Origin of the sequence: Anaeromicropila herbilytica (assembly GCF_016591975.1) — a bacterium.
In the GTDB taxonomy this organism is placed as follows: Bacteria; Bacillota; Clostridia; order Lachnospirales; family Lachnospiraceae; genus Anaeromicropila; species Anaeromicropila herbilytica.
On sequence record NZ_AP024169.1, the window covers coordinates 2,059,488 to 2,080,000 of the forward strand.

At 31.6% G+C, this 20,513-nt stretch carries 17 protein-coding genes, 1 other RNA gene and 1 riboswitch (1 of these 19 only partly in view); of the genes, 17 read left to right on the forward strand and 1 reads right to left on the reverse strand.

Annotated elements, in window-relative coordinates; translation table 11 throughout:
• The first annotated feature begins 255 nt into the window (after nt 1-255).
• From bsdtb5_RS08755 to bsdtb5_RS08805, 11 genes are all read left to right on the forward strand, one after another.
• Entirely contained in the window at nt 256-1,449 is a 1,194-nt protein-coding gene (locus bsdtb5_RS08755; protein ID WP_271715645.1) for a phosphoglycerate kinase, read from the forward strand.
• A 134-nt stretch (nt 1,450-1,583) separates the two neighbouring features.
• Complete coding sequence (gene tpiA, locus bsdtb5_RS08760) at nt 1,584-2,333, forward strand: triose-phosphate isomerase (protein ID WP_271716078.1); 750 nt, start codon at nt 1,584-1,586, stop codon at nt 2,331-2,333.
• 173 nt (nt 2,334-2,506) lie between these two features.
• Nucleotides 2,507-4,051: a 2,3-bisphosphoglycerate-independent phosphoglycerate mutase gene (gene gpmI, locus bsdtb5_RS08765; protein WP_271715646.1), complete on the forward strand. Its 1,545-nt coding sequence runs from the start codon at nt 2,507-2,509 to the stop codon at nt 4,049-4,051.
• 160 nt (nt 4,052-4,211) lie between these two features.
• The gene (gene secG, locus bsdtb5_RS08770; RefSeq protein WP_271715647.1) at nt 4,212-4,451 is read left to right on the forward strand and encodes a preprotein translocase subunit SecG; all 240 of its coding nucleotides are present in this window, start codon (nt 4,212-4,214) and stop codon (nt 4,449-4,451) included.
• 216 nt (nt 4,452-4,667) lie between these two features.
• Entirely contained in the window at nt 4,668-6,839 is a 2,172-nt protein-coding gene (gene rnr, locus bsdtb5_RS08775; RefSeq protein ID WP_271715648.1) for a ribonuclease R, read from the forward strand.
• Between the two features lie 69 nt (nt 6,840-6,908).
• Entirely contained in the window at nt 6,909-7,373 is a 465-nt protein-coding gene (gene smpB, locus bsdtb5_RS08780) for an SsrA-binding protein SmpB (RefSeq protein ID WP_271715649.1), read from the forward strand.
• Between the two features lie 198 nt (nt 7,374-7,571).
• Nucleotides 7,572-7,942, forward strand: a transfer-messenger RNA (tmRNA) gene (gene ssrA, locus bsdtb5_RS08785).
• A gap of 184 nt (nt 7,943-8,126) precedes the next feature.
• A complete protein-coding gene (locus bsdtb5_RS08790) occupies nt 8,127-9,389 on the forward strand; it encodes a cytochrome P450 (protein WP_271715650.1) in 1,263 nt (420 codons plus the stop codon).
• 174 nt (nt 9,390-9,563) lie between these two features.
• Entirely contained in the window at nt 9,564-10,676 is a 1,113-nt protein-coding gene (locus bsdtb5_RS08795; protein ID WP_271715651.1) for a M20/M25/M40 family metallo-hydrolase, read from the forward strand.
• Between the two features lie 310 nt (nt 10,677-10,986).
• Entirely contained in the window at nt 10,987-12,453 is a 1,467-nt protein-coding gene (locus bsdtb5_RS08800; protein WP_271715652.1) for an NADP-dependent glyceraldehyde-3-phosphate dehydrogenase, read from the forward strand.
• A 190-nt stretch (nt 12,454-12,643) separates the two neighbouring features.
• Nucleotides 12,644-12,820 carry a YjfB family protein gene (locus bsdtb5_RS08805; RefSeq protein WP_271715653.1) on the forward strand — a complete coding sequence of 59 codons (177 nt, stop codon included), beginning with the start codon at nt 12,644-12,646 and terminating at the stop codon, nt 12,818-12,820.
• A gap of 260 nt (nt 12,821-13,080) precedes the next feature.
• Here bsdtb5_RS08805 and bsdtb5_RS08810 read toward each other — a convergent pair whose 3' ends face one another.
• On the reverse strand, nt 13,081-14,256 hold the full coding sequence (locus tag bsdtb5_RS08810) for an ISL3 family transposase (protein WP_271713201.1): 1,176 nt from the start codon (nt 14,254-14,256) through the stop codon (nt 13,081-13,083).
• Between the two features lie 493 nt (nt 14,257-14,749).
• Here bsdtb5_RS08810 and bsdtb5_RS08815 point away from each other — a divergent pair, with 493 nt between their 5' ends.
• The 6 genes from bsdtb5_RS08815 to bsdtb5_RS08840 all read left to right on the forward strand — a co-directional run.
• Nucleotides 14,750-15,724, forward strand: coding sequence for an acyltransferase family protein (locus tag bsdtb5_RS08815; RefSeq protein ID WP_271716079.1), 975 nt, complete (start codon nt 14,750-14,752; stop codon nt 15,722-15,724).
• A 207-nt stretch (nt 15,725-15,931) separates the two neighbouring features.
• Complete coding sequence (locus bsdtb5_RS08820; RefSeq protein ID WP_271715654.1) at nt 15,932-16,378, forward strand: GatB/YqeY domain-containing protein; 447 nt, start codon at nt 15,932-15,934, stop codon at nt 16,376-16,378.
• A gap of 219 nt (nt 16,379-16,597) precedes the next feature.
• Nucleotides 16,598-16,699: riboswitch (THF riboswitch) on the forward strand.
• 83 nt (nt 16,700-16,782) lie between these two features.
• Entirely contained in the window at nt 16,783-17,349 is a 567-nt protein-coding gene (locus tag bsdtb5_RS08825) for a folate family ECF transporter S component (protein ID WP_271715655.1), read from the forward strand.
• Between the two features lie 193 nt (nt 17,350-17,542).
• Complete coding sequence (locus bsdtb5_RS08830) at nt 17,543-18,358, forward strand: complement regulator-acquiring protein (RefSeq protein ID WP_271715656.1); 816 nt, start codon at nt 17,543-17,545, stop codon at nt 18,356-18,358.
• A gap of 251 nt (nt 18,359-18,609) precedes the next feature.
• Nucleotides 18,610-19,287 carry a response regulator transcription factor gene (locus bsdtb5_RS08835; protein ID WP_271715657.1) on the forward strand — a complete coding sequence of 226 codons (678 nt, stop codon included), beginning with the start codon at nt 18,610-18,612 and terminating at the stop codon, nt 19,285-19,287.
• A protein-coding gene (locus bsdtb5_RS08840) for a HAMP domain-containing sensor histidine kinase (protein WP_271715658.1) crosses the window boundary here: on the forward strand, nt 19,284-20,513 show its 5' portion. Its footprint extends 276 nt past the window's final position; 1,230 of the gene's 1,506 nt are visible here — the first part of the coding sequence; its start codon is at nt 19,284-19,286; its stop codon lies off the right edge, out of view. The genes bsdtb5_RS08835 and bsdtb5_RS08840 overlap by 4 nt, the downstream gene beginning before the upstream one ends.

The window sequence follows — 20,513 nt, forward strand, 5'->3', positions numbered from 1 at the left end:
AATCAGTAAGATCCTAACATTAGGTGACATTCATATAGTAGAACGACATGGATCGTCATCTAATATTATAAATTTGGGTCCGGTCTTGTAGGGTAGACTTATAGGATCGGACCTATTTTTATTGGAGCTATAGAATGATCCTATTATGAACAATCTTTTAATAGGATTTCTATATATAATCCTAATAAGTTAGAATAATAGTATAATAATACTTATAGATAAATATAATTTTCAAATCTGAAAGGAGATTTTTACATGTTAAATAAAAAATCAGTTGATGATATTAATGTAAAAGGAAAAAGAGTATTAGTTCGTTGTGATTTCAACGTTCCATTACAAGAAGGAAAGATTACAGATGAAAACCGTCTTGTTGCAGCTCTTCCAACAATCAAAAAATTAATCGCAGATGGTGGAAAAGTTATTCTTTGTTCTCACCTTGGTAAACCAAAGGGTGAACCAAAACCAGAATTATCTTTAGCTCCAGTTGCAGCTAGATTAACTGAATTATTAGGACAAGAAGTAAAATTTGCTAAAGATGATAACGTAGTTGGTGAAAATGCTAAAGCAGCTGTTGCTGCAATGAAAGATGGCGAAGTTATTTTATTAGAAAATACTCGTTATAGAGCAGAAGAAACTAAGAACGTTGAAGAATTCAGCAAAGATTTAGCTTCATTAGCAGATGTATTTGTTAACGATGCATTCGGTACAGCTCATAGAGCTCACTGTTCAAATGTTGGTGTTACTAAATTCGTTGATACTGCAGTAGTTGGTTACTTAATGCAAAAAGAAATCGATTTCTTAGGAAATGCTGTTAACAAACCAGAAAGACCATTCGTAGCTATCTTAGGTGGATCAAAAGTATCATCAAAGATTTCTGTTATCAACAACTTATTAGATAAAGTTGATACATTAATCATTGGTGGAGGTATGGCATATACTTTTATGAAAGCTAACGGCGAAGAAGTTGGTAAATCTCTAATCGAAGAAGATTATGTTGCATACGCTAAAGAAATGATGGATAAAGCGAAAGCTAAAAATGTTAATCTATTAATTCCAGTAGATTCAGTAGTTGCAAAAGAATTCTCTAATGATGTTCCATTTAGAACAGTAGGAGAAGGTGAAATGGCAGCGGATGAATTAGGTCTTGATATTGGTGAAAAGACTCAAAAAATCTACGCTGATGCTGTAAAAGATGCTAAGACAGTAGTATGGAATGGACCTATGGGTGTATTTGAAATGTCTAACTTCGCAGCAGGTACTGTAGCAGTAGCGAAAGCTTTAGCTGAAATCAATGCAACTACAATTATCGGTGGTGGAGATTCAGCTGCAGCTGTAAACATCTTAGGATTTGGTGATAAGATGACTCACATCTCAACTGGTGGTGGAGCTTCCTTAGAATTCTTAGAAGGAAAAGAGCTTCCAGGAGTAGTAGCAGCTAACGATAAGTAGTAGGAAGCTCTTTGGAGCTCTCCAGGAGTAGTAGCAGCTAACGATAAGTAATATAATTACTTTGGAGCTTAATATATTGTGGTTATTATAATTTCTTTATAACAACCACAAAAGTTTAAATACAAGGAGATATAATAATGCGTAGAAAAATTATTGCTGGTAACTGGAAAATGAACAAGACTCCAAGTGAAACAGTTACATTAATTAACGAATTAAAACCTTTAGTAGCAACAGAAGACGCTGATGTAGTATTTTGCGTACCTGCAATTTCTTTAACAACAGCTATCGAAGCTGCAAAAGGTTCTAACATTAACATTGGTGCAGAAAACATGTATTTTGAAGAAAATGGTGCTTTCACTGGAGAAATTGCTCCTAACATGCTTACTGATATCGGCGTAAAATATGTAATCATCGGACATTCAGAAAGAAGAGAATACTTCGCTGAAACTGATGAAACAGTTAATAAAAAAGTTTTAAAAGCATTTGAACACGGAATTACACCAATCGTATGTTGTGGTGAATCTCTTGCTCAAAGAGAACAAGGTGTAACAATTGACTTTATCCGTACTCAAATTAAGATTGCATTTGTAAATGTAACTGCAGAACAAGCTAAAACTGCTGTTATTGCTTATGAACCAATCTGGGCTATCGGAACAGGTAAAGTTGCTACAACTGAACAAGCTCAAGAAGTTTGTGCAGCTATTCGTGTATGCATCTCTGAAATCTATGATGAAGCAACTGCAGCAGCAATTCGTATTCAATACGGCGGAAGTGTATCAGCAGCTAGCGCAGCTGAATTATTCTCTCAACCAGATATCGATGGTGGATTAGTTGGTGGAGCAAGCTTAAAACCAGACTTTGGTAAGATTGTAAATTATAAATAATTTATAGAATATTATGACGATAATAATAATTTGAGCGACATAATAAATATATTTATTTGAGTAAATTTATCTTAAGTAGGGTGAATAACCCTATTTAAGAATTTGTGGACTACCACGTTAATAATAGCAAAGTGACTACAGAATTATAAAGTGACGAAAAAAGGAGTAATAATATGAGTAAAAAACCTACAGTATTAATGATTTTAGATGGTTACGGATTAAATGATACAGATAAAGGAAATGCAGTAAAGAGTGCAAATACTCCTGTCTTAGATAAACTTATGACAGAATATCCATTTGTTAAAGGATATGCAAGTGGCATGGCAGTAGGTCTTCCAGAAGGACAAATGGGTAATTCAGAAGTTGGACATCTAAATATGGGTGCAGGAAGAATTATATATCAAGAATTAACAAGAATAACAAAAGAGATTAAAGATGGTGATTTCTTTAAAAATGAAGCTTTATTAAAGGCAGTTGAAAATTGCAAAAAAAATAATTCAGCTCTTCATTTAATGGGATTATTATCAGATGGCGGTGTTCATAGTCATAATACACATCTTTATGGTATATTAGAACTAGCTAAAAAAGAAGGCCTAGATAAAGTATATGTTCATGCAATCTTAGATGGACGTGATACTGCACCTACGTCAGGAAAAGGATTCGTAGAAGAATTATTAGCTAAAATGGATGAAATTGGTGTTGGTAAAATTGCAACTGTAAATGGTCGTTATTATGCAATGGATCGTGATAATCGTTGGGATAGAGTTGAAAAAGCATATAATGCAATTGTAAATGCAGAAGGTAAAACAGCTGATTGCGCATTATGTGCAGTTCAAAATTCTTATGATGCAGGAGAAAATGATGAATTTGTAGTTCCAACTGTAGTATTAGAAGAAGGAAAACCAGTAGCTACTTTAAAAGAAAATGATTCTGTAATCTTCTTTAACTTTAGACCTGATAGAGCTAGAGAAATATCAAGAGCTATGTGTGATGATATGTTTGATGGTTTTGAGAGAAAAGGTGGACGTAAGAGCGTTGTATTTGTATGCTTTACAGAATATGATGTAACTATTCCAAATAAATTAGTTGCTTTCCATAAAGTATCAATCACTAATACATTTGGAGAATTCTTAGCAGCGAATGGAAAGACTCAAGCAAGAATCGCTGAGACAGAGAAGTATGCTCATGTAACTTTCTTCTTCAACGGTGGTGTTGAAGAACCAAATGAGGGTGAAGATAGAATCTTAGTAAAATCACCTAAAGTAGCAACATATGATTTACAACCAGAAATGAGTGCTTTTGAAGTATGTGATAAATTAGTAGATGCAATTAAATCAGATAAATATGATGTGATTATTGTTAACTTTGCTAATCCAGATATGGTGGGTCATACAGGAATTGAAGACGCAGCTAAAAAAGCAATTGAAGCAGTGGATTCATGTGTTGGTAAAGTATGTGATGCTTTATTATCAGTAGATGGTCAAATGTTCATCTGTGCTGATCATGGTAATGCAGAACAATTAGTAGATTATACAACTGGAGAACCTTTTACAGCACATACTACCAATCCTGTTCCATTCATTTTAGTAAACTATAATAACGAATATACTTTGAGAGAGAATGGTTGTCTTGCAGATATCGCACCAACTCTTATCGAGATGATGAACATGACACAACCAAAAGAAATGACAGGTAAATCATTATTAATTAAAAAATAATATTATATAAAAAGCATTAACGTAAGGAATAATTATATTAGCATCAAAGCATAAGAATTACTATGTTTTGGTGCTAAATAAATGGAAATTTTATTCTTTCTGTTGAAAATGAATGCATATTATGATAAAATTTATATGTCAAGCTTAGGAGGTGTGATAAGTGGAAATTTTAAGACTTATATTAACTGCTATTTTCGTAGTTATATGTATAGCATTAACTGTAATTGTATTATTACAAGAAGGTAAATCAGCTGGTCTTACTGGAGCAATTAGTGGTGTTGCTGATACTTACTGGGGTAAAAATAAAGGACGTTCTATGGAAGGTGCTTTAGAAAAAGGTACAAAATATTTAGCAATTAGCTTTATTGTAATATCTGTACTTCTTAACTTAAAATGGTAAGATAGATTAACACTCTTTATAGAGTGTTTTTTTATTTATATGGAATACTATAATTATTATAATGTTAGAATCCTATCTAGAATAAAACTATCATTTATATCAAAGATATGGTAAAATTGGATAAGATTAATATATAGTTCCCAATGAATCAGTTTATTAAATATAATTTGATTTAGAAACATATTAATAATATGAAACGATTGTGGGGTATCATAGATGGATAAAACAATATTAGAGATTAAAAAACAAGTTGTGTATGACTTAATAAATGATAAAGAGTATAAGCCTATAAAATTTAAAGAATTAGTAATGGTTTTACAAGTGCCAAGAGATGAAAAGCAAGATTTAAGGGAAGTATTAGATTCGCTGCTTCAAGAAGGAAAAGTTTCAGTAGATGAAAAAGGAAGATACAAAATCGCTGATGGTAGCTTAAAGACTGGTATATTTACTGGGTCGCAAAGAGGTTTTGGATTTGTTACAATTGAAGGCGAGCCAGAAGATATATTTATACCTGAAAATGCCGCAAGAGGTGCACTTCATAAAGATACGGTACAAGTTCGTATTGTAAATGAGGCAAGTGATGGCAAGAGAAGAGAAGGAGAGATCGTAGCAATTTTAGATCGTTCCTTCAATGAAGTAGTAGGTACATTTGAAAAAAGTAAAAACTTTGGTTTTGTAGTACCAGATAATTTGAAATTTAATAAAGATATATTTATACCTAAGGAGCACACCAAGGGAGCCGTTAGTGGGCATAAAGTAGTAGTTAAGATAACGAACTACGGTGGAAAAGATAAAAAGCCAGAAGGAAAAGTTATTGAAATATTAGGGCATATTAATGATCCTGGTGTTGATATTATTTCAATAATAAAAGCGAATAACCTTCCTACGGATTTCCCTGATGCTGTAATGAGACAGGTAGAAAGAACACCTGATGAAGTTGATGGCGTATCAAGAGCTGGACGTATGGATATTCGTGATTTACAAACTGTAACAATTGATGGTGAAGACGCCAAAGATTTGGATGATGCGATAACACTTAGCAAAGAAGGAGATTTATATAAGCTAGGAGTTCATATAGCAGATGTTACTAATTACGTTACGGAAGGATCCCCACTTGATCAAGAAGCACTAAAGAGGGGAACGAGCGTATATTTAGTTGATCGTGTCATTCCTATGTTACCTCATAGATTATCCAATGGAATTTGTTCTTTAAATCAAGGTACAGATCGTTTGGCGCTAAGTTGCTTTATGGATATTGATGATAAAGGAAATGTAGTAGGTCATAAAATTGCAGAAACAATTATTAATGTAGATCGAAGAATGACTTATACAAGTGTAAAGAAGATTGTAGAGGACAAAGATGAAGAAGAGAGAAAGGAATATGAAGAACTAGTACCTATGTTTGAAATGATGAAGGAACTAGCTGATATTCTAAGGGAAAAACGTAGAAAACGTGGATCTATAGACTTTGACTTTCCAGAAAGTAAAATTAGATTAGATGAAGATGGATTCCCAGTTGAGATTAAAGCTTATGAGAGAAATTCGGCTACGAAGATCATCGAAGATTTTATGTTGATTGCAAATGAGACAGTTGCAGAAGACTTTTTCTGGCAGGAGTTACCTTTTGTATATCGTTCTCATGATAATCCAGATCCTGAAAAGATCGAGAAATTAGGAATATTTATAAATAACTTTGGCTACTCAATTAAAATAGGTAAGGATGAAATACATCCAAAAGAATTACAAAAGTTATTACTTAAGATTGATAATACGCCAGAAGAGGCTTTAATTAGTAGATTAACATTAAGATCTATGAAACAAGCGAAATACACAACTTCAAGTGATGGACATTTTGGCCTTGCTACCAAATATTATTGTCATTTTACGTCTCCAATACGAAGATATCCAGATTTGCAGATACATCGAATTATTAAAGAGAATTTACGTGGTGGTATCTCCGAAAAACGTATTAATCATTATGATAAAATATTACCAGAAGTAGCAAGACAGTCAAGTGTTACAGAGAGAAGAGCAGATGAATCTGAGCGAGAAGTTCAAAAACTCAAGAAAGTTGAGTATATGTCACAATATATTGGTGAAACTTTTGAAGGAGTTATCTCCGGTATAACTAATTGGGGATTCTATGTTGAGCTTCCGAATACAGTAGAGGGTATGGTTAGAGTTGCAAGCCTAGATGATGATTTTTATATTTATGATGAAGAACACCATCAGATGATTGGCGAGCATACGAGAAAAGTATATAAGCTAGGAGAAAAAGTAGCAATCGAAGTAGTAGGAACTGACAAGTTATCTAGAACGATTGATTTTGAAGTGGCTGATATATTTGATGAGGAGAAATCGGATTCAATGAATCAAGATGAAGTTTAAAAGAAATAGAAGAAATGTTGTGATTAATAAGTCACAACATTTCTTATGATAAAAGTAGGAGAGATAGGAATGGCAAGAGAAAGTACTAAGTTGATTGCGAATAATAAAAAAGCTAGATTTGATTTTTTTATTGAAGAAACATTTGAAGCAGGGGTTGTACTTCATGGAACAGAAGTAAAGTCACTTAGAATGGGGAAATGTAGTGTGAAAGAATCTTTTATCCGTGCAGAAAAGGGTGAGATTTTTGTCTATAATATGCATATCAGCCCATATGAAAAAGGAAACATATTTAATAAAGATCCTTTGAGAGTAAAAAAATTACTTCTTCATAAATATGAAATAAATAAAATTATGGGTCAGATTGCTCAAAAAGGATATACAATTGTTCCTTTGACAGTTTATTTTAAAGGTAGTCTAGTTAAGATGGAAGTTGGATTAGCACGTGGTAAAAAACTATTTGATAAACGTCAAGATATTGCGAAAAAGGATCAAAGAAGAGAAGCGGAAAAAGATTTCAAAGTTAAAAATTTATAATTTTAAATTCTTGACAAATATTCTGTATTGTGTAATAATGATTAAGCATAATATGTTATTATAAAACTTGTCACTATCCAAGCCTTATAATAACAGTTAATTATTACCTAAGATGGTTTATAGTAATTAAATTATATAAAAATATCGTTAATTAATATCTAATTTTATTTAGATAAACCTTTTACAGTATGCCCTTTTGGGGATGTAAAGGTTTCGACAGGGCTTTGTATTCAAAGTGTAAGCATGTAGTAGCTGAGGAAACTACTTTAAAATTTCTCACAAAAATAATTAACGACGATTATAGTGCTTTAGCAGCAGCCTAAAACTGCTACCAGAGGAATCTGGTTCAACTCTTATGAAATGTTTTCTACTGCTAAAACATAAGGGCAAACTAAAGTAGATAAGCAAGTCAGTAAAAACTGTTATACTGGCTTGACGAAAATTTTATACAGTCCATGATGATAGGTTTGCTTGTTTTGACATCTGAATGGTACTAAAAATAAGATAAACATGTAGAAAGCTTTGTTGAGGGGTTTTGGACACGGGTTCGACTCCCGTCATCTCCATTAAAGGATAAGACGTTATGTCTTATCCTTTTTTGCGTTTTTTTCTATGAATAAGATGAATGAAATTCTTGATATTACATACAATATCTATAAATTTTAATTAAATCGTATAAAAAGGATTTAAAAGTGTTGTATCAATAATAAAATTCATAAATAGGTTATTAATTTGAAAGGCATGGATTTAAATATGAATAATAATATGAAAGAAATTCCCCTTAATAGAACGTTAGATGATAGTATATTTCTATTATTAGAAGGTTATCCTTATATGCAAAAAAGATGTCATAAATATGATACAGATATTTTTCAAACAAGATTATTTGGCAAGAAAACAATTTGTATTAGTGGAAAAGATGCTGCAAAGGTATTTTATGATAATAAGTTCTTTGTTAGAAAAGGGGTTGCACCAAAAAGAATTCAGAATACATTATTAGGTAAGAATGGTGTACAAGCATTGGATGGTAAGGCTCATCAGAATCGGAAAGATATGTTTATATCTATTATGACACCTGAAAATATTCAAAAGCTAGTTCAATATACGAAAGAACAGTATTTATATAATAGTATACGATGGCATAATAGAAACATTATTCTGTTTGATGAAGTACAAAAGTTACTATGTCAAGTAGCATGCAAATGGGCTGGTGTTCCTTTAAATTATGATGAGATTGAACAAAGAGCCACAGACCTTGGTAAAATGATTGATGGATTTGGTGCCATTGGACCTAGGTACCTGGAAGGTAAATGTGCTCGTAAACGTTCAGAAGAATGGATTGGAAATATCATAGACAAGATTCGCTCGCAGAAATTAACTCCAGAAAAAGGATCTGCAGCTGATATAATTGCATGGTATTATGATCAGCGTGGAAAACTTCTTGATACTCAGATTGCTGCTGTTGAACTACTAAATATAGTTCGACCAATAGTTGCAATTGCAACTTATATTACATTTGGTGCAGTTGCAATGTACAAATATCCCAGAAGTAGAAAAAAGTTACAGAAGAATAACGAGGATTATCAGTGGATGTTTTCAGAAGAAGTTCGTAGATTATATCCTTTTACTCCATTTGTTGGGGCGAAAGTTCGTAAGAACTTTATATGGAAGCAATATTATTTTAAAAAGGGTACTTTAGTAATGCTTGATATATATGGTATAAACCATGATGTGAGATTATGGGAAAATCCTTATGAATTTATACCAGAAAGGTTTAGTAAACCTATTGATGATATTTATCTTTTTATGCCACAAGGTGGTGGTGATTACAAGAAAGGGCATCGTTGTGCTGGTGAGCTAGTAACAGTTGAGATTATGAAGGCTAGCTTTGATTTTATTGCAAATAATTTAGAATATCAGGTACCTAAGCAAAACCTGAAGATTCGTTTATCAAGAATTCCAACACTTCCTAAGAGTGGGTTTCGAATGGAAAAAGTAAATAGATTTGTCGATTAACAGTAGATCCTTCACTTCTTATAAAATTCAGAAGTGGGGGACTTTTTTATATATATGTTGTAAATAAATATACTGAGTGGTAATATGTAGAAAAATAGTATACGTACTTTGAAGTATGCTAAAAAATTATAAATAGTGCATATAATATATGAAAAGAAACTGGAGGCGGGGAATATGAATAAGCATAGACTGGTAAAGGAATTCTGTAATTTAGTATCAATTGATGCACCATCTTTCCATGAGAGAAAGATAGCAAATGTTTTAAAGAAATACCTAGAAGAACTGGGGTTTGATGTATACGAAGATCATGCGAATGAAATATATAATAGTGAGTGTGGAAATATTTATGGATATTTAGAAGGTACGATGGAAGGGGCACCGATTCTTTTTTCTGCACATATGGATACTGTTGAACCATCGAGAGGTAAGAAAGCTATTATAGAAGAGGGTGGTAGAATTGTTAGTGACCATTCGACAGTATTAGGTGCTGATGATGTGAGCGGAATAGTTGCAATATTAGAAGCTATTCGTGGATTGAAGGAAGACAAAAAAGAGCATAGAAGCATAGAAGTTCTTTTTTGCATTGCAGAAGAACCGTATCTAAGAGGAAGTGAAGTCTTTGATTATAGTAGGATTAAAGCGAAAGAAGCTTATGTACTTGACTTAAGCGGTCCAGTAGGTGGAATTGCTTATCTAGCACCTACAGTATTAATGTTAACTGCGCAAATAGAAGGTAAAGCGTCTCATGCTGGTTTTGCTCCAGAAAAAGGGATTAATGCAATTGCAATCGCTTCGCAAGCGATTAGCAAGTTACAATTAGGAAGGCTGGATGAAGAAACTACAGCAAATATTGGTCTAATTGAAGGTGGTCTTGCTACGAATATTATACCTGAAAAATGTACAGTTAAAGGTGAGATACGAAGCTGTAACCATGAGAAAGCAGTTGCACAAGCAGAATTTATGAAACAGAAGTTTATTGACACAGCAGAAGAAATGAATGGAAAATGTGAAGCATCAATATTCCAAGGAAGTGTAGCATATGAGGTGCCAACAAATCATGCTGTAATTCAAAGATTTAACAAGGCATGCAATGAATTAGGAATAGATATAGAATTACAAAAAACATTCGGTGGAAGCGATAATAATAATTTTATGCTTCATGGTATTACCGGATGTGTAATAGCTTGCGGCATGAATGCAGTGCATTCTACTAGTGAATATAGTTCAGTGGATGAGTTGGTTAGAATTACGCAGATTACAGAAAAATTAATGACTAGCAGAGAATAGTTCATATTAAGTATCCTATTTGATACTTACGGAGAAAAAAGTGCCTTATTGATAAAATCGTTTATATATTATATTATTACTTTCAATAAAATAATTATAAATAACAATAATTATTATTATAAATATTATTAGGAAACTTCACAGCATAACAGATTTTAATATATTTACTATTATCTTTTCATTAAGTTTAAATCTACTGTATAAATAAATATGAATTCGTATATTATTTGTAAGTGTAGGAATAAAATTAATGCAAACAGTTGTAATTCATTTGTGCGATAGTTACCGAAACACTTAACGGAGGTATTATATGATAGAATTAATAAAAAACGAAAAAGGTATTTTTAAAAACTTAATAAATGGCAAGTGGAAAGACAGTACTACAGAGAGTACGATTACTATTTTATCGCCATTAGATAATAGTGAACTAGGAAAAATTAATGCAATGACAAGGGAAGAAGTCGATGAAGCGATTGAAACAGCGAAAATTGCTCAAGTAGTTTGGAGAAGTACACCTCTAAATGAAAGAACTGACATTCTCTATAAAGCGGCTGATTTATTGGAGAGTAATCTAGATGAATTAGTGCAACTTCTTATTATGGAGATTGGAAAGGATAAGAATAGCGCTATATCGGAGGTAAATCGTACTGCTGATTTTATTCGCTTTACAGCGGATATCGCAAAAAATATGGGTGGAGAGAGTATCTCAGGCGATAATTTCCCAGGATATAAAAGAAACAAGGTATCAATAGTAACAAGGGAGCCATTAGGTGTAATACTTGCAATATCACCTTTTAATTATCCAGTGAACCTAGCTGCTTCTAAGATAGCACCTGCTATTGTTACTGGTAATTCAGTAGTGTTTAAACCAGCTACACAAGGTGCATTATCTGGTCTGTATTTAGCTAAGATATTTGAAATGGCTGGAGTACCTGCGGGTATATTGAATACCGTAACTGGAAGGGGAAGTGAAATTGGCGACTATATTGTAACACATAAAGGTATTAATTTTGTAAATTTTACAGGAAGTACAGAGGTTGGACATAGAATTTCTAATATTACAAGTATGGTTCCATTGCTAATGGAACTTGGTGGTAAGGATGCGGCAATTGTATTAAAAGATGCAGACTTAGATCTTACTGCAAAGAATATTGTAGCAGGTGCATACTCATATTCAGGCCAAAGATGTACAGCGGTTAAAAGAGTATTAGTTGTAAACGAAGTAGCTGATCAACTTGTTGAAAAAGTTAAAATTCTAGTAGAACAATTAAAGGTTGGAAATCCATTAACATCAAAAGATAATGTGGATATTGTTCCATTAATTAATAGTAAGGCAGCAGATTTTGTTATGGAATTAATCCAAGATGCGATTGAAAAGGGTGCTAAAGTATTAAGTGGTGGTACAAGAAAAGAGAATCTAATACAGCCAACTTTGATGGATAATGTAACAGTTGACATGAGATTAGCATGGGAAGAACCATTTGGACCAGTGCTTCCAATTATCCGTGTTAAGGATGCTGATGAGGCAATCATTATTGCAAATCAATCAGAATATGGTTTACAAAGCTCTGTCTTTACTCAGAATATAAATGACGCATTTTACGTAGCAGATAAATTAGAAGTAGGAACTGTACAAGTAAATAATAAAACAGAAAGAGGACCAGATCATTTTCCATTCTTAGGAGTGAAAAGTTCAGGTGTTGGTACTCAAGGAATCCGTTATTCGATTGAAGCAATGACTAGACCAAAAGCGACTGTAATTAATATAACGCAATAATTACTTCTTTTTTAAAGTAAGGTTACTAGCTAGAGAAATAGTGTCGATATATATTATGATAATAATGGGTATATAACTAGAATGTATATCTATTGTTGGAAGCAAATGTTGAAATATGTAATATGATATTTCAATGTATGCAAATATTTTCTTAAGTAGAAAATCTACGTAAGAGGAAAGGGGTGTATGTATGGATATTGCTCAATTATCAACTGCATTAGCAATGCAAAATACTTCAACAATGGTTAGTACTGCTGTATTGAAAATGTCAATGGATACGGTAGAACAGGCTGGAGATGGAATAACTAAGATGATGGAACAATCTGTTAATCCAAATCTAGGAGGAAATATTGATATATCAGTATAACTTGTAGAAAATTATTCTTAATAATCAAGTATTTATGATTTTGGAAACAAAAAGCATAAATCAGAAAAAAGGCAGTCTTCTTTGGAAGATTGCTTTTCTGATTTAATAGAATGAAAGTTATTAGGCTCTTTGTCAAGTGTTGGGGTGCGAGGTGCATTGCACCCGCACTAACATTGACAATAGAGCTATTTTTATGACTAGGTTCTATAATAGATGTTTTTTTGCATGACAAATAAGCCTCTTGAAAACCGACCATTTTTTTACATAGAACTGTGAATGATACGTGTACGAAATCTTTCAAAATTACGTACACCATAAGAACTTCTTTTTAGTACTTTGATTTTATTATTAAATCCTTCCGTAGGCCCATTTGTATATCCATACTTAAAAGCATTAAGTATATACTCAGACCAACGTCTATATGTTTTTGCACAAGCTTCAAATTCGTGTAATCCAGAACTTTCAGCATTCTTTACCCATTCCCAAAATTCAGTTCTTTGATATGTATAGCTGTTACTCTGACATATTTCATAGAACCATTCTTTTAACTTGTGAGCTAGTCGTAAATCATCACTGTATAGTAGCATTAAATCACAGGCTTTTTTGTTTTCGTCTTTTAATTTAGAATATCGAGTCAGTATAAGTTTTCTACTTCGTTTATAGTACTTTCTAAGAGTTGGTGTCATGGATGCTTGTAAACGTTTACGAACACTTTCAATTGCCCAAGAAACCTGACGGATGTAATGATATTTATCTACGATGATTGTAGCATTAGGAAAGAATGTTTTGGCAAGATCAATATAAGGTTGCCACATATCAGAAATAAAAAATTTAACACGATACCTTTCGTCCCGACTGCAAGATTTAAAATAATCAATAAGATGAGACTGAGTACGATCCGGTAAAACATCAAGAATACATTTTTTCTTTGCATCTACCAGAATACATTGATATTTGGAATTACCAGCATTCCCTTTAAATTCATCAATTGAAATACATTGAGGAATAGGTGGTTTATCATACGAGAGTGTGTCAAGAATACGTGTTACAGTATTCGTAGAGACATTAGTTTGTGAAGCAACATATTTAATACTGTTGGTTGAACGAAGCAATTCAACAATCTTATAGGATAGTCGTGTTGTACGTTGCTGATATTTAGCGATAAAGCTATATTTCTCATAAAAACGTTTGCCACAGGAACACACATATCTTCGTTTCCTCAACATTAAATAAGCATTTGATAACTGAAAAGGTAAGTCTTTAATTTTCTGCCAACGATAATCGTGTATTTTAGAAGTTTCAGCTCCACAACAAGGGCAATTTTGAGGTTTGGGATTGGTTTCAATCTTGATAATAATCCCCTCTAGTGTGTGTTGCACACTTTTTAATTTTACACCTTCTAAATTTAAAAGATTTTTGTTACAATTAGATTGCATCTATATAAAATACCTCCTTTAAAATGTTTACTTTGGTCGGTTTGCATGTTAAGAGGCTTTATATAGATGTATTTTAATATAAAAACAAAAATGTTGGAAGTGTTTTTAACACACCCCAACATTTATTATAGAACCAGTTATTATAAGTGAAAAAAATTCAATCGATTGAACTTGGACTATAAATTCATGGTTGCTTCAATAATAATAATACAGAGACAGGTAATAATTTATAATGAATTTTAATAAATCGTCATGGAATGGATAATATAACTAGATATAGTTAAAATAAGTTATTATAAAAAGCTATTTTAGAAGGATTTAATAAATATATGTGATATTGACATTAATTTTAGAGCATTTTTGATACTAGAAATACAAAAACAAATAAAGTATAATGTTTTGGGACTTTAGATAAAATAAGGTTATGATTATACAAAAGAAACGGATGAAGTAAATGGAACACAGTTTAATTGAAACAAAAACACGTGATTACATGTTTGATAATTTAAAAGCGCTACTTATATATTTAGTAGTGATTGGGCACCTGCTTGATACATACCATGCACCAAGCAAGTTATTTATAGTATTATATTACTTTATCTATTTTTTTCATATGCCAGCATTCATTTTCATTACAGGATATTTTTCTAAAAATGTTAAAAAATGTAGAAATACAGCCTTCGAAAGATTTTTTATTCCTTATCTTATATTAAATATAACGTCATATATTCAATACGTGTATCTCTTCAATAAATATCATACAGGGGAAAAGATGGAATTGTTTTATGTTTTTAAATCACCATTAGGAGTGTGGTTTTTACTTGGGGTATTTATCTGGAGAATGGCTCTTAAAGATTTAATCAAGATTCGATTCATAGTTCCGTTATCATTTGCTGTTGGCGTACTAGCAGGCATTGGAACTGAATTCGGTGAGAAAATGGCTCTTGGTAGGTTGTTTGCATTAGGGCCTTTTTTTCTTTTAGGGTATTATGCAAATAAGAAGCATGTTGATAAGATTAGAAAAATACCTAAAATAGTATCGATCATTTGCCTTATAATTATTATTGGTATTGCTTATTATTTAGTTATGAATGATGTAATGAATAAAGCACCTATCTTATTTCGAAAGCCATATAGTCGTGATCATATTATGGAAGACTTAAAATTTCGAATGGTGATCTATATCATTGCAATAGTTATGATTGGAATATTACTAAATTTAATGAGTTATAAGAAAACAATATTCACAAATTTAGGGACAAAAACTTTAACGGTATATGTGATACATCTGTTTATCGTTCGAGTACTTGATGAACATATTATATTTCCTAATCAACCGATTTTGTACGCAATTTATATTTTTGTGGGTGCTGCTTTCATAACATATCTATGCTCTAGAAATGTATGCAGTCTTTTTTATGACAAAACTATTCATTCTATTGAAAGAATAGTATTGAAGAGAAAGTAGTGGGGTGAGCTATGCTTAATATAGCAATCTACGATGATCTGCCATTATATAATAATTGATTGATAAAATTCAAAGGATTCGAATTAGATTTACTTTTTGACACGTGTAAAGATTGAAAAACTTGACAGAATTAGATATCATAGTATAATCAGTATCAGTATGGTATTAAGAATATATCAGTTTAAAATAAAACATGGAGGAAATATTATGACAAAAATAGAATTAGTTCGAGCAGAAATGGTAAAAGCAATGAAAGAAAAGAATAAAGATAGAAAAGAAGCACTTTCTATGCTTTTAGGTGTTTTAAAGAACAAGGCTATTGATAAAAGAGAAGATTTAACAGAAGAAGAAGAGAATGAAGTGGTTCTAAAAGAAATTAAACAAACAAAAGAAACTTTAGAGACTTCTCCAGCTGATAGAACAGATATTATAGAGCAATGTAAATATAGAATAGAAGTATATTCAGAATTTGCTCCAGAGTCAATGAGTGAAGAAGAGGTTAAACAAACTATTCAAAATGTTTTAAATAGTCTTGGAATCACAGAACCAACTGCTAAGGATAAAGGTAAGATTATGAAAGAACTTATGCCATTAGTAAAAGGAAAAGCAGATGGTAAAGTTGTAAATCAAATCGTTGGTGATTTGTTTCAATAACATACTAGAAAATACAGATGATGTATAAATATAAGTAATAATATGAAATACAAATTTATCTTAGTTTATCATCAATTTCATAGTCCAAATATAATATATCAATCGTGATATATCATATTCATTAATAAAACAAGCTGAAGAAATTAATAAATACTATAATTTCTTCGGCTTGATTTTTTATACGTATCAAGCTATAATGTAAGCACCGAGTTAAAACTAGGCAAAGTAGGATAATATGCGTTAAGTGTTTGATGGACGGGGAGTTGCCATCGAAACGAAAAGTTTTTAGAACTTGCGGTATATTATTCGCATCCCGTTGCTGCGTTTATGAGCTGGATAGTATAAATATACAATCTATTACACCTCATATAGCACAATGGATCATTATAGGAGGTGTATTTTTTATGTCATTTTTTAAGAAAAATCTCACAAAAATTATTGAAAGTGGTGTGGGATTGAAGAAAACTACTAACATAGTAATCGCAGGTTTGCTAATTGCTTTGTACGTAGTAATTGCTGCAACAAATGTTAAGATTTCAGATGTATTACAGATTCGATTTGGATTTATTATTCTCTCTGTAGCTGGTTTAGTCGGTGGACCGATTATGGGACTCTGCGTTGGCGCTTTAGGTGATATACTAAGTATGATACTAAGTGGTGGTCAAGGGTCAGGGTTCTTCTTTGGATTTACACTTAGTTATGCTTTAATAGGATTTTTTGCTGGCCTAATTTTTTATAAAGCAAAAATTACTCCAATTCATGCATTATTAGGTGGAATTGTCGAATTTGCAAACGCAATGTTGCTAAATTCCCTGTGGTTAAGTATCATGACAGGAGCATCTTATAGTTCCATGTTCATAACACGATTACCAAAAAATATTATTATGTTACCAATTAATAGTATGCTTTTATTTATCGTAATTAAAGCACTTGCAACCGCATTAAGAAAATCAAAAGTAATAGATAATTAAATAAGAATTATATGTATATAGTTGCTATAAGTGAGGTTATTAAAAGAAATAATCCTTACTATAGCAACTTTTTTATTGTAGTAATAGAACTTATGATAATTCTATTATTTTCTAGGATGCTTGTATTTAAAATATGATTGTGATAAGATAAAAAATGATTTCGATGAAATAGAAAATAAAACGGAGGTTCGAAATGAAAAAGGCTGTAAAATTGATAATTATGTTAAGTTTACTATCATTAATACTAATAGGCTGTTCTAAGAAAAGTGATAGTGATAACAAAGAAACAAATAATTCAAAAGAAACTACTAGTGATGAAAGTAATTCGGATTCTACAAAGGATGCAAGTGCAAATGAAACTAAGAGCACAGCAAAAACAACTTCATCTGATGCAAAAGGTACTGGTTTACAATTTGAATCACCTAAAAAAGGCGATACGATAGCAGAATTAGTAGTGAAAGATTATGGTACAATTTCTCTACGATTTTTCCCAGATCAAGCACCAAAAGCAGTAGAAAATTTTATTACGCATGCAAAGAAAGGTTATTATAATGGTTTGACTTTTCATAGAATTATCAGTGATTTTATGATTCAAGGTGGAGACCCAACTGGAACAGGCATGGGTGGTGAAAGTATTTGGGGTAAAGCGTTTGAAGATGAATTCTCTGATGATTTGTCACCATACCGCGGAGCATTGTGTATGGCTAATTCAGGTGCTAACACAAATGGAAGTCAGTTTTTTATAGTACAAGCGAATGCAGCAACTGTAACACAAGATGTTGTTGATTGGAGTGAAGAGCAAACAGGTAAAACTTTTACAAAAGAACAACTTAACAATTATTTTAATGTTGGTGGAACACCATGGCTTTATACAAAACATACAGTATTTGGTCAAATGTATGATGGATTTGATGTTCTTGATAAGATAGCAGCAGTAGCTACAGATGCAAATGGTATGCCAACAGATAAAGTGATAATTGAAAAGATAAATATTAAAAAATTAAAATAATAGAATAGATATAACAGCTTAAACTTAAAGCCAGTATAATTAGAATTTCTAGTACATAGCGACATTTCACTATTAGGATAGAAATTAATTATATTGGCTTTTATTATCTGAGCACTAATTAATTAATAATAATAGTAAAAAGTGATTGCCTAAGTATCTTTCTTTCACACATTTTTCATAAATATCTGTTATAATATTAGAATATTAGCGGTTTGTCATTTTATGATGAATAAATAGGGAGGTTATACTATATGGATAAATTGAAAATACTTGTTGTAGATGATGAAAGTAGAATGAGAAAATTAGTAAAAGACTTTTTAATAAAAAAAGATTTTGATGTATTGGAAGCAGAGAATGGAGAGCAAGCAGTCGATATTTTCTTTGAAAATAAAGAGATTGCATTAATCATATTAGATGTTATGATGCCGAAAATGGATGGATGGCAGGTATGTCGTGAAATCAGACAGTATTCTAAAGTACCAATTATTATGCTTACAGCTAAAAGTGAAGAAAAAGATGAATTATTAGGATTTGATTTAGGAGTTGATGAATATATATCAAAGCCATTTAGTCCTAAAATTCTAGTTGCAAGAGTAGAAGCTGTGTTAAGAAGGGCAAATGCATTAGATGAAGATGTAATTGAAATTGGTGGCATTGTATTAGATAAAGCAGCTCATCAAGTACAAATAGATGGTAATGCTATAGACTTAAGTTTTAAAGAATTTGAACTATTAACGTATTTTGTAACCAATAAAGGAGTAGCATTATCAAGAGAGAAAATATTAAATAATGTGTGGAACTATGACTATTTTGGTGATGCTAGAACAATAGATACACATGTAAAAAAACTAAGAAGTAAGATGGGGGAAAAAGGGGATTATATCAAGACAATTTGGGGAATGGGGTATAAATTTGAGGTGAATGCATGAAACATTCAATACGAGTAAGGATAACAGCGGTATTAACAGTACTAACGATTTTTACTATTTTTCTTTGCTGGCTTATTAATCAAACTTTTTTGGTGGATTATTATATGTATAGTAAAACAAAAACATTGGAAGAAGCATATGAATTTGTTGATCAGCTATACCAAAATGAATATAAGGATGTAAAAGATTCGGATGAAGGTAATTTAGATTCAATATCTGATGATGTAGCATTAGCTCTAGAAAAACTTGGCTCTAACAAGAATTTATCTATTTATATTTTTGATATTGATGACTTACAACCATTGAAATATCCTCAAGGTTTAACAATAAAGCAATACAATCAGATAAAGGATTTAAGTGAGTCGACTCACCGTAAAATTATCAAGAATGAAAAAAATCAATATCAAATATACAAGGTTTATGATGAAAGAACGGATACAAATAATCTAAATTTAGTCGGTTCGTTAAGTGATAAAGAACAACAAATATTCATATTAACAAACCTAGAAAGTATGAATGAAAGTGCACATATAGCCAACAAGTTTTTGGCTTATGTAGGAGTGGCAGTTACGTGTATTGGTACTATGATAATGTTTTTTATTAGTAAGAGTTTTACAAAGCCAATTCTTGAGTTATCTGATATTGCAAAAAAAATGTCTGATTTAGATTTCGACGTAAAGTATCCTGTATCAAGAAATGATGAGATAGGTCAACTTGGAACGAGTATTAATATTTTATCAGAGAGATTAGAAGAGACTATATCAGAATTAAAGACAGCAAATAATGAACTTAAAACAGATATTGAGAATAAAATCCAGATTGATGAAATGAGAACAGAGTTCCTATCGAATGTAACACACGAGTTAAAAACACCAATTGCATTAATTCAAGGCTATGCAGAAGGGCTTAAAGACAATGTCAATGATGATGAGGAAAGTAAAGAATTTTATTGTGATGTAATTGTTGATGAAGCTATGAAAATGAATAACATGGTTAAGAAACTTCTAAGCCTTAATCAAATTGAATATGGTAATAATCAAGTGAATATGGAACGTTTTGATATTGTAGCTGTTATTAAATCCGTTTTAGCAGCAACTGAATTATTTTTTCAACAGAAAAATGTTGTATTACATTTTGAAGAGCCAGATCCTATCTATGTATGGGCAGATGAATATATGGTAGAAGAAGTTGTAACAAATTATATAAGTAATGCTTTAAATCATGTG

Excerpts from the sequence above, each read along its gene's own strand:
- bsdtb5_RS08755 (WP_271715645.1), top strand. The coding sequence starts at position 256 with ATGTTAAATAAAAAATCAGTTGATGATATTAATGTAAAAGGAAAAAGA.
- gpmI (WP_271715646.1), top strand. The coding sequence starts at position 2,507 with ATGAGTAAAAAACCTACAGTATTAATGATTTTAGATGGTTACGGATTA.
- rnr (WP_271715648.1), top strand. The coding sequence starts at position 4,668 with ATGGATAAAACAATATTAGAGATTAAAAAACAAGTTGTGTATGACTTA.
- smpB (WP_271715649.1), top strand. The coding sequence starts at position 6,909 with ATGGCAAGAGAAAGTACTAAGTTGATTGCGAATAATAAAAAAGCTAGA.
- bsdtb5_RS08790 (WP_271715650.1), top strand. The coding sequence starts at position 8,127 with ATGAATAATAATATGAAAGAAATTCCCCTTAATAGAACGTTAGATGAT.
- bsdtb5_RS08795 (WP_271715651.1), top strand. The coding sequence starts at position 9,564 with ATGAATAAGCATAGACTGGTAAAGGAATTCTGTAATTTAGTATCAATT.
- bsdtb5_RS08800 (WP_271715652.1), top strand. The coding sequence starts at position 10,987 with ATGATAGAATTAATAAAAAACGAAAAAGGTATTTTTAAAAACTTAATA.
- bsdtb5_RS08805 (WP_271715653.1), top strand. The coding sequence starts at position 12,644 with ATGGATATTGCTCAATTATCAACTGCATTAGCAATGCAAAATACTTCA.
- bsdtb5_RS08810 (WP_271713201.1), bottom strand. The coding sequence starts at position 14,256 with ATGCAATCTAATTGTAACAAAAATCTTTTAAATTTAGAAGGTGTAAAA.
- bsdtb5_RS08815 (WP_271716079.1), top strand. The coding sequence starts at position 14,750 with ATGTTTGATAATTTAAAAGCGCTACTTATATATTTAGTAGTGATTGGG.
- bsdtb5_RS08820 (WP_271715654.1), top strand. The coding sequence starts at position 15,932 with ATGACAAAAATAGAATTAGTTCGAGCAGAAATGGTAAAAGCAATGAAA.
- bsdtb5_RS08825 (WP_271715655.1), top strand. The coding sequence starts at position 16,783 with ATGTCATTTTTTAAGAAAAATCTCACAAAAATTATTGAAAGTGGTGTG.
- bsdtb5_RS08830 (WP_271715656.1), top strand. The coding sequence starts at position 17,543 with ATGAAAAAGGCTGTAAAATTGATAATTATGTTAAGTTTACTATCATTA.
- bsdtb5_RS08835 (WP_271715657.1), top strand. The coding sequence starts at position 18,610 with ATGGATAAATTGAAAATACTTGTTGTAGATGATGAAAGTAGAATGAGA.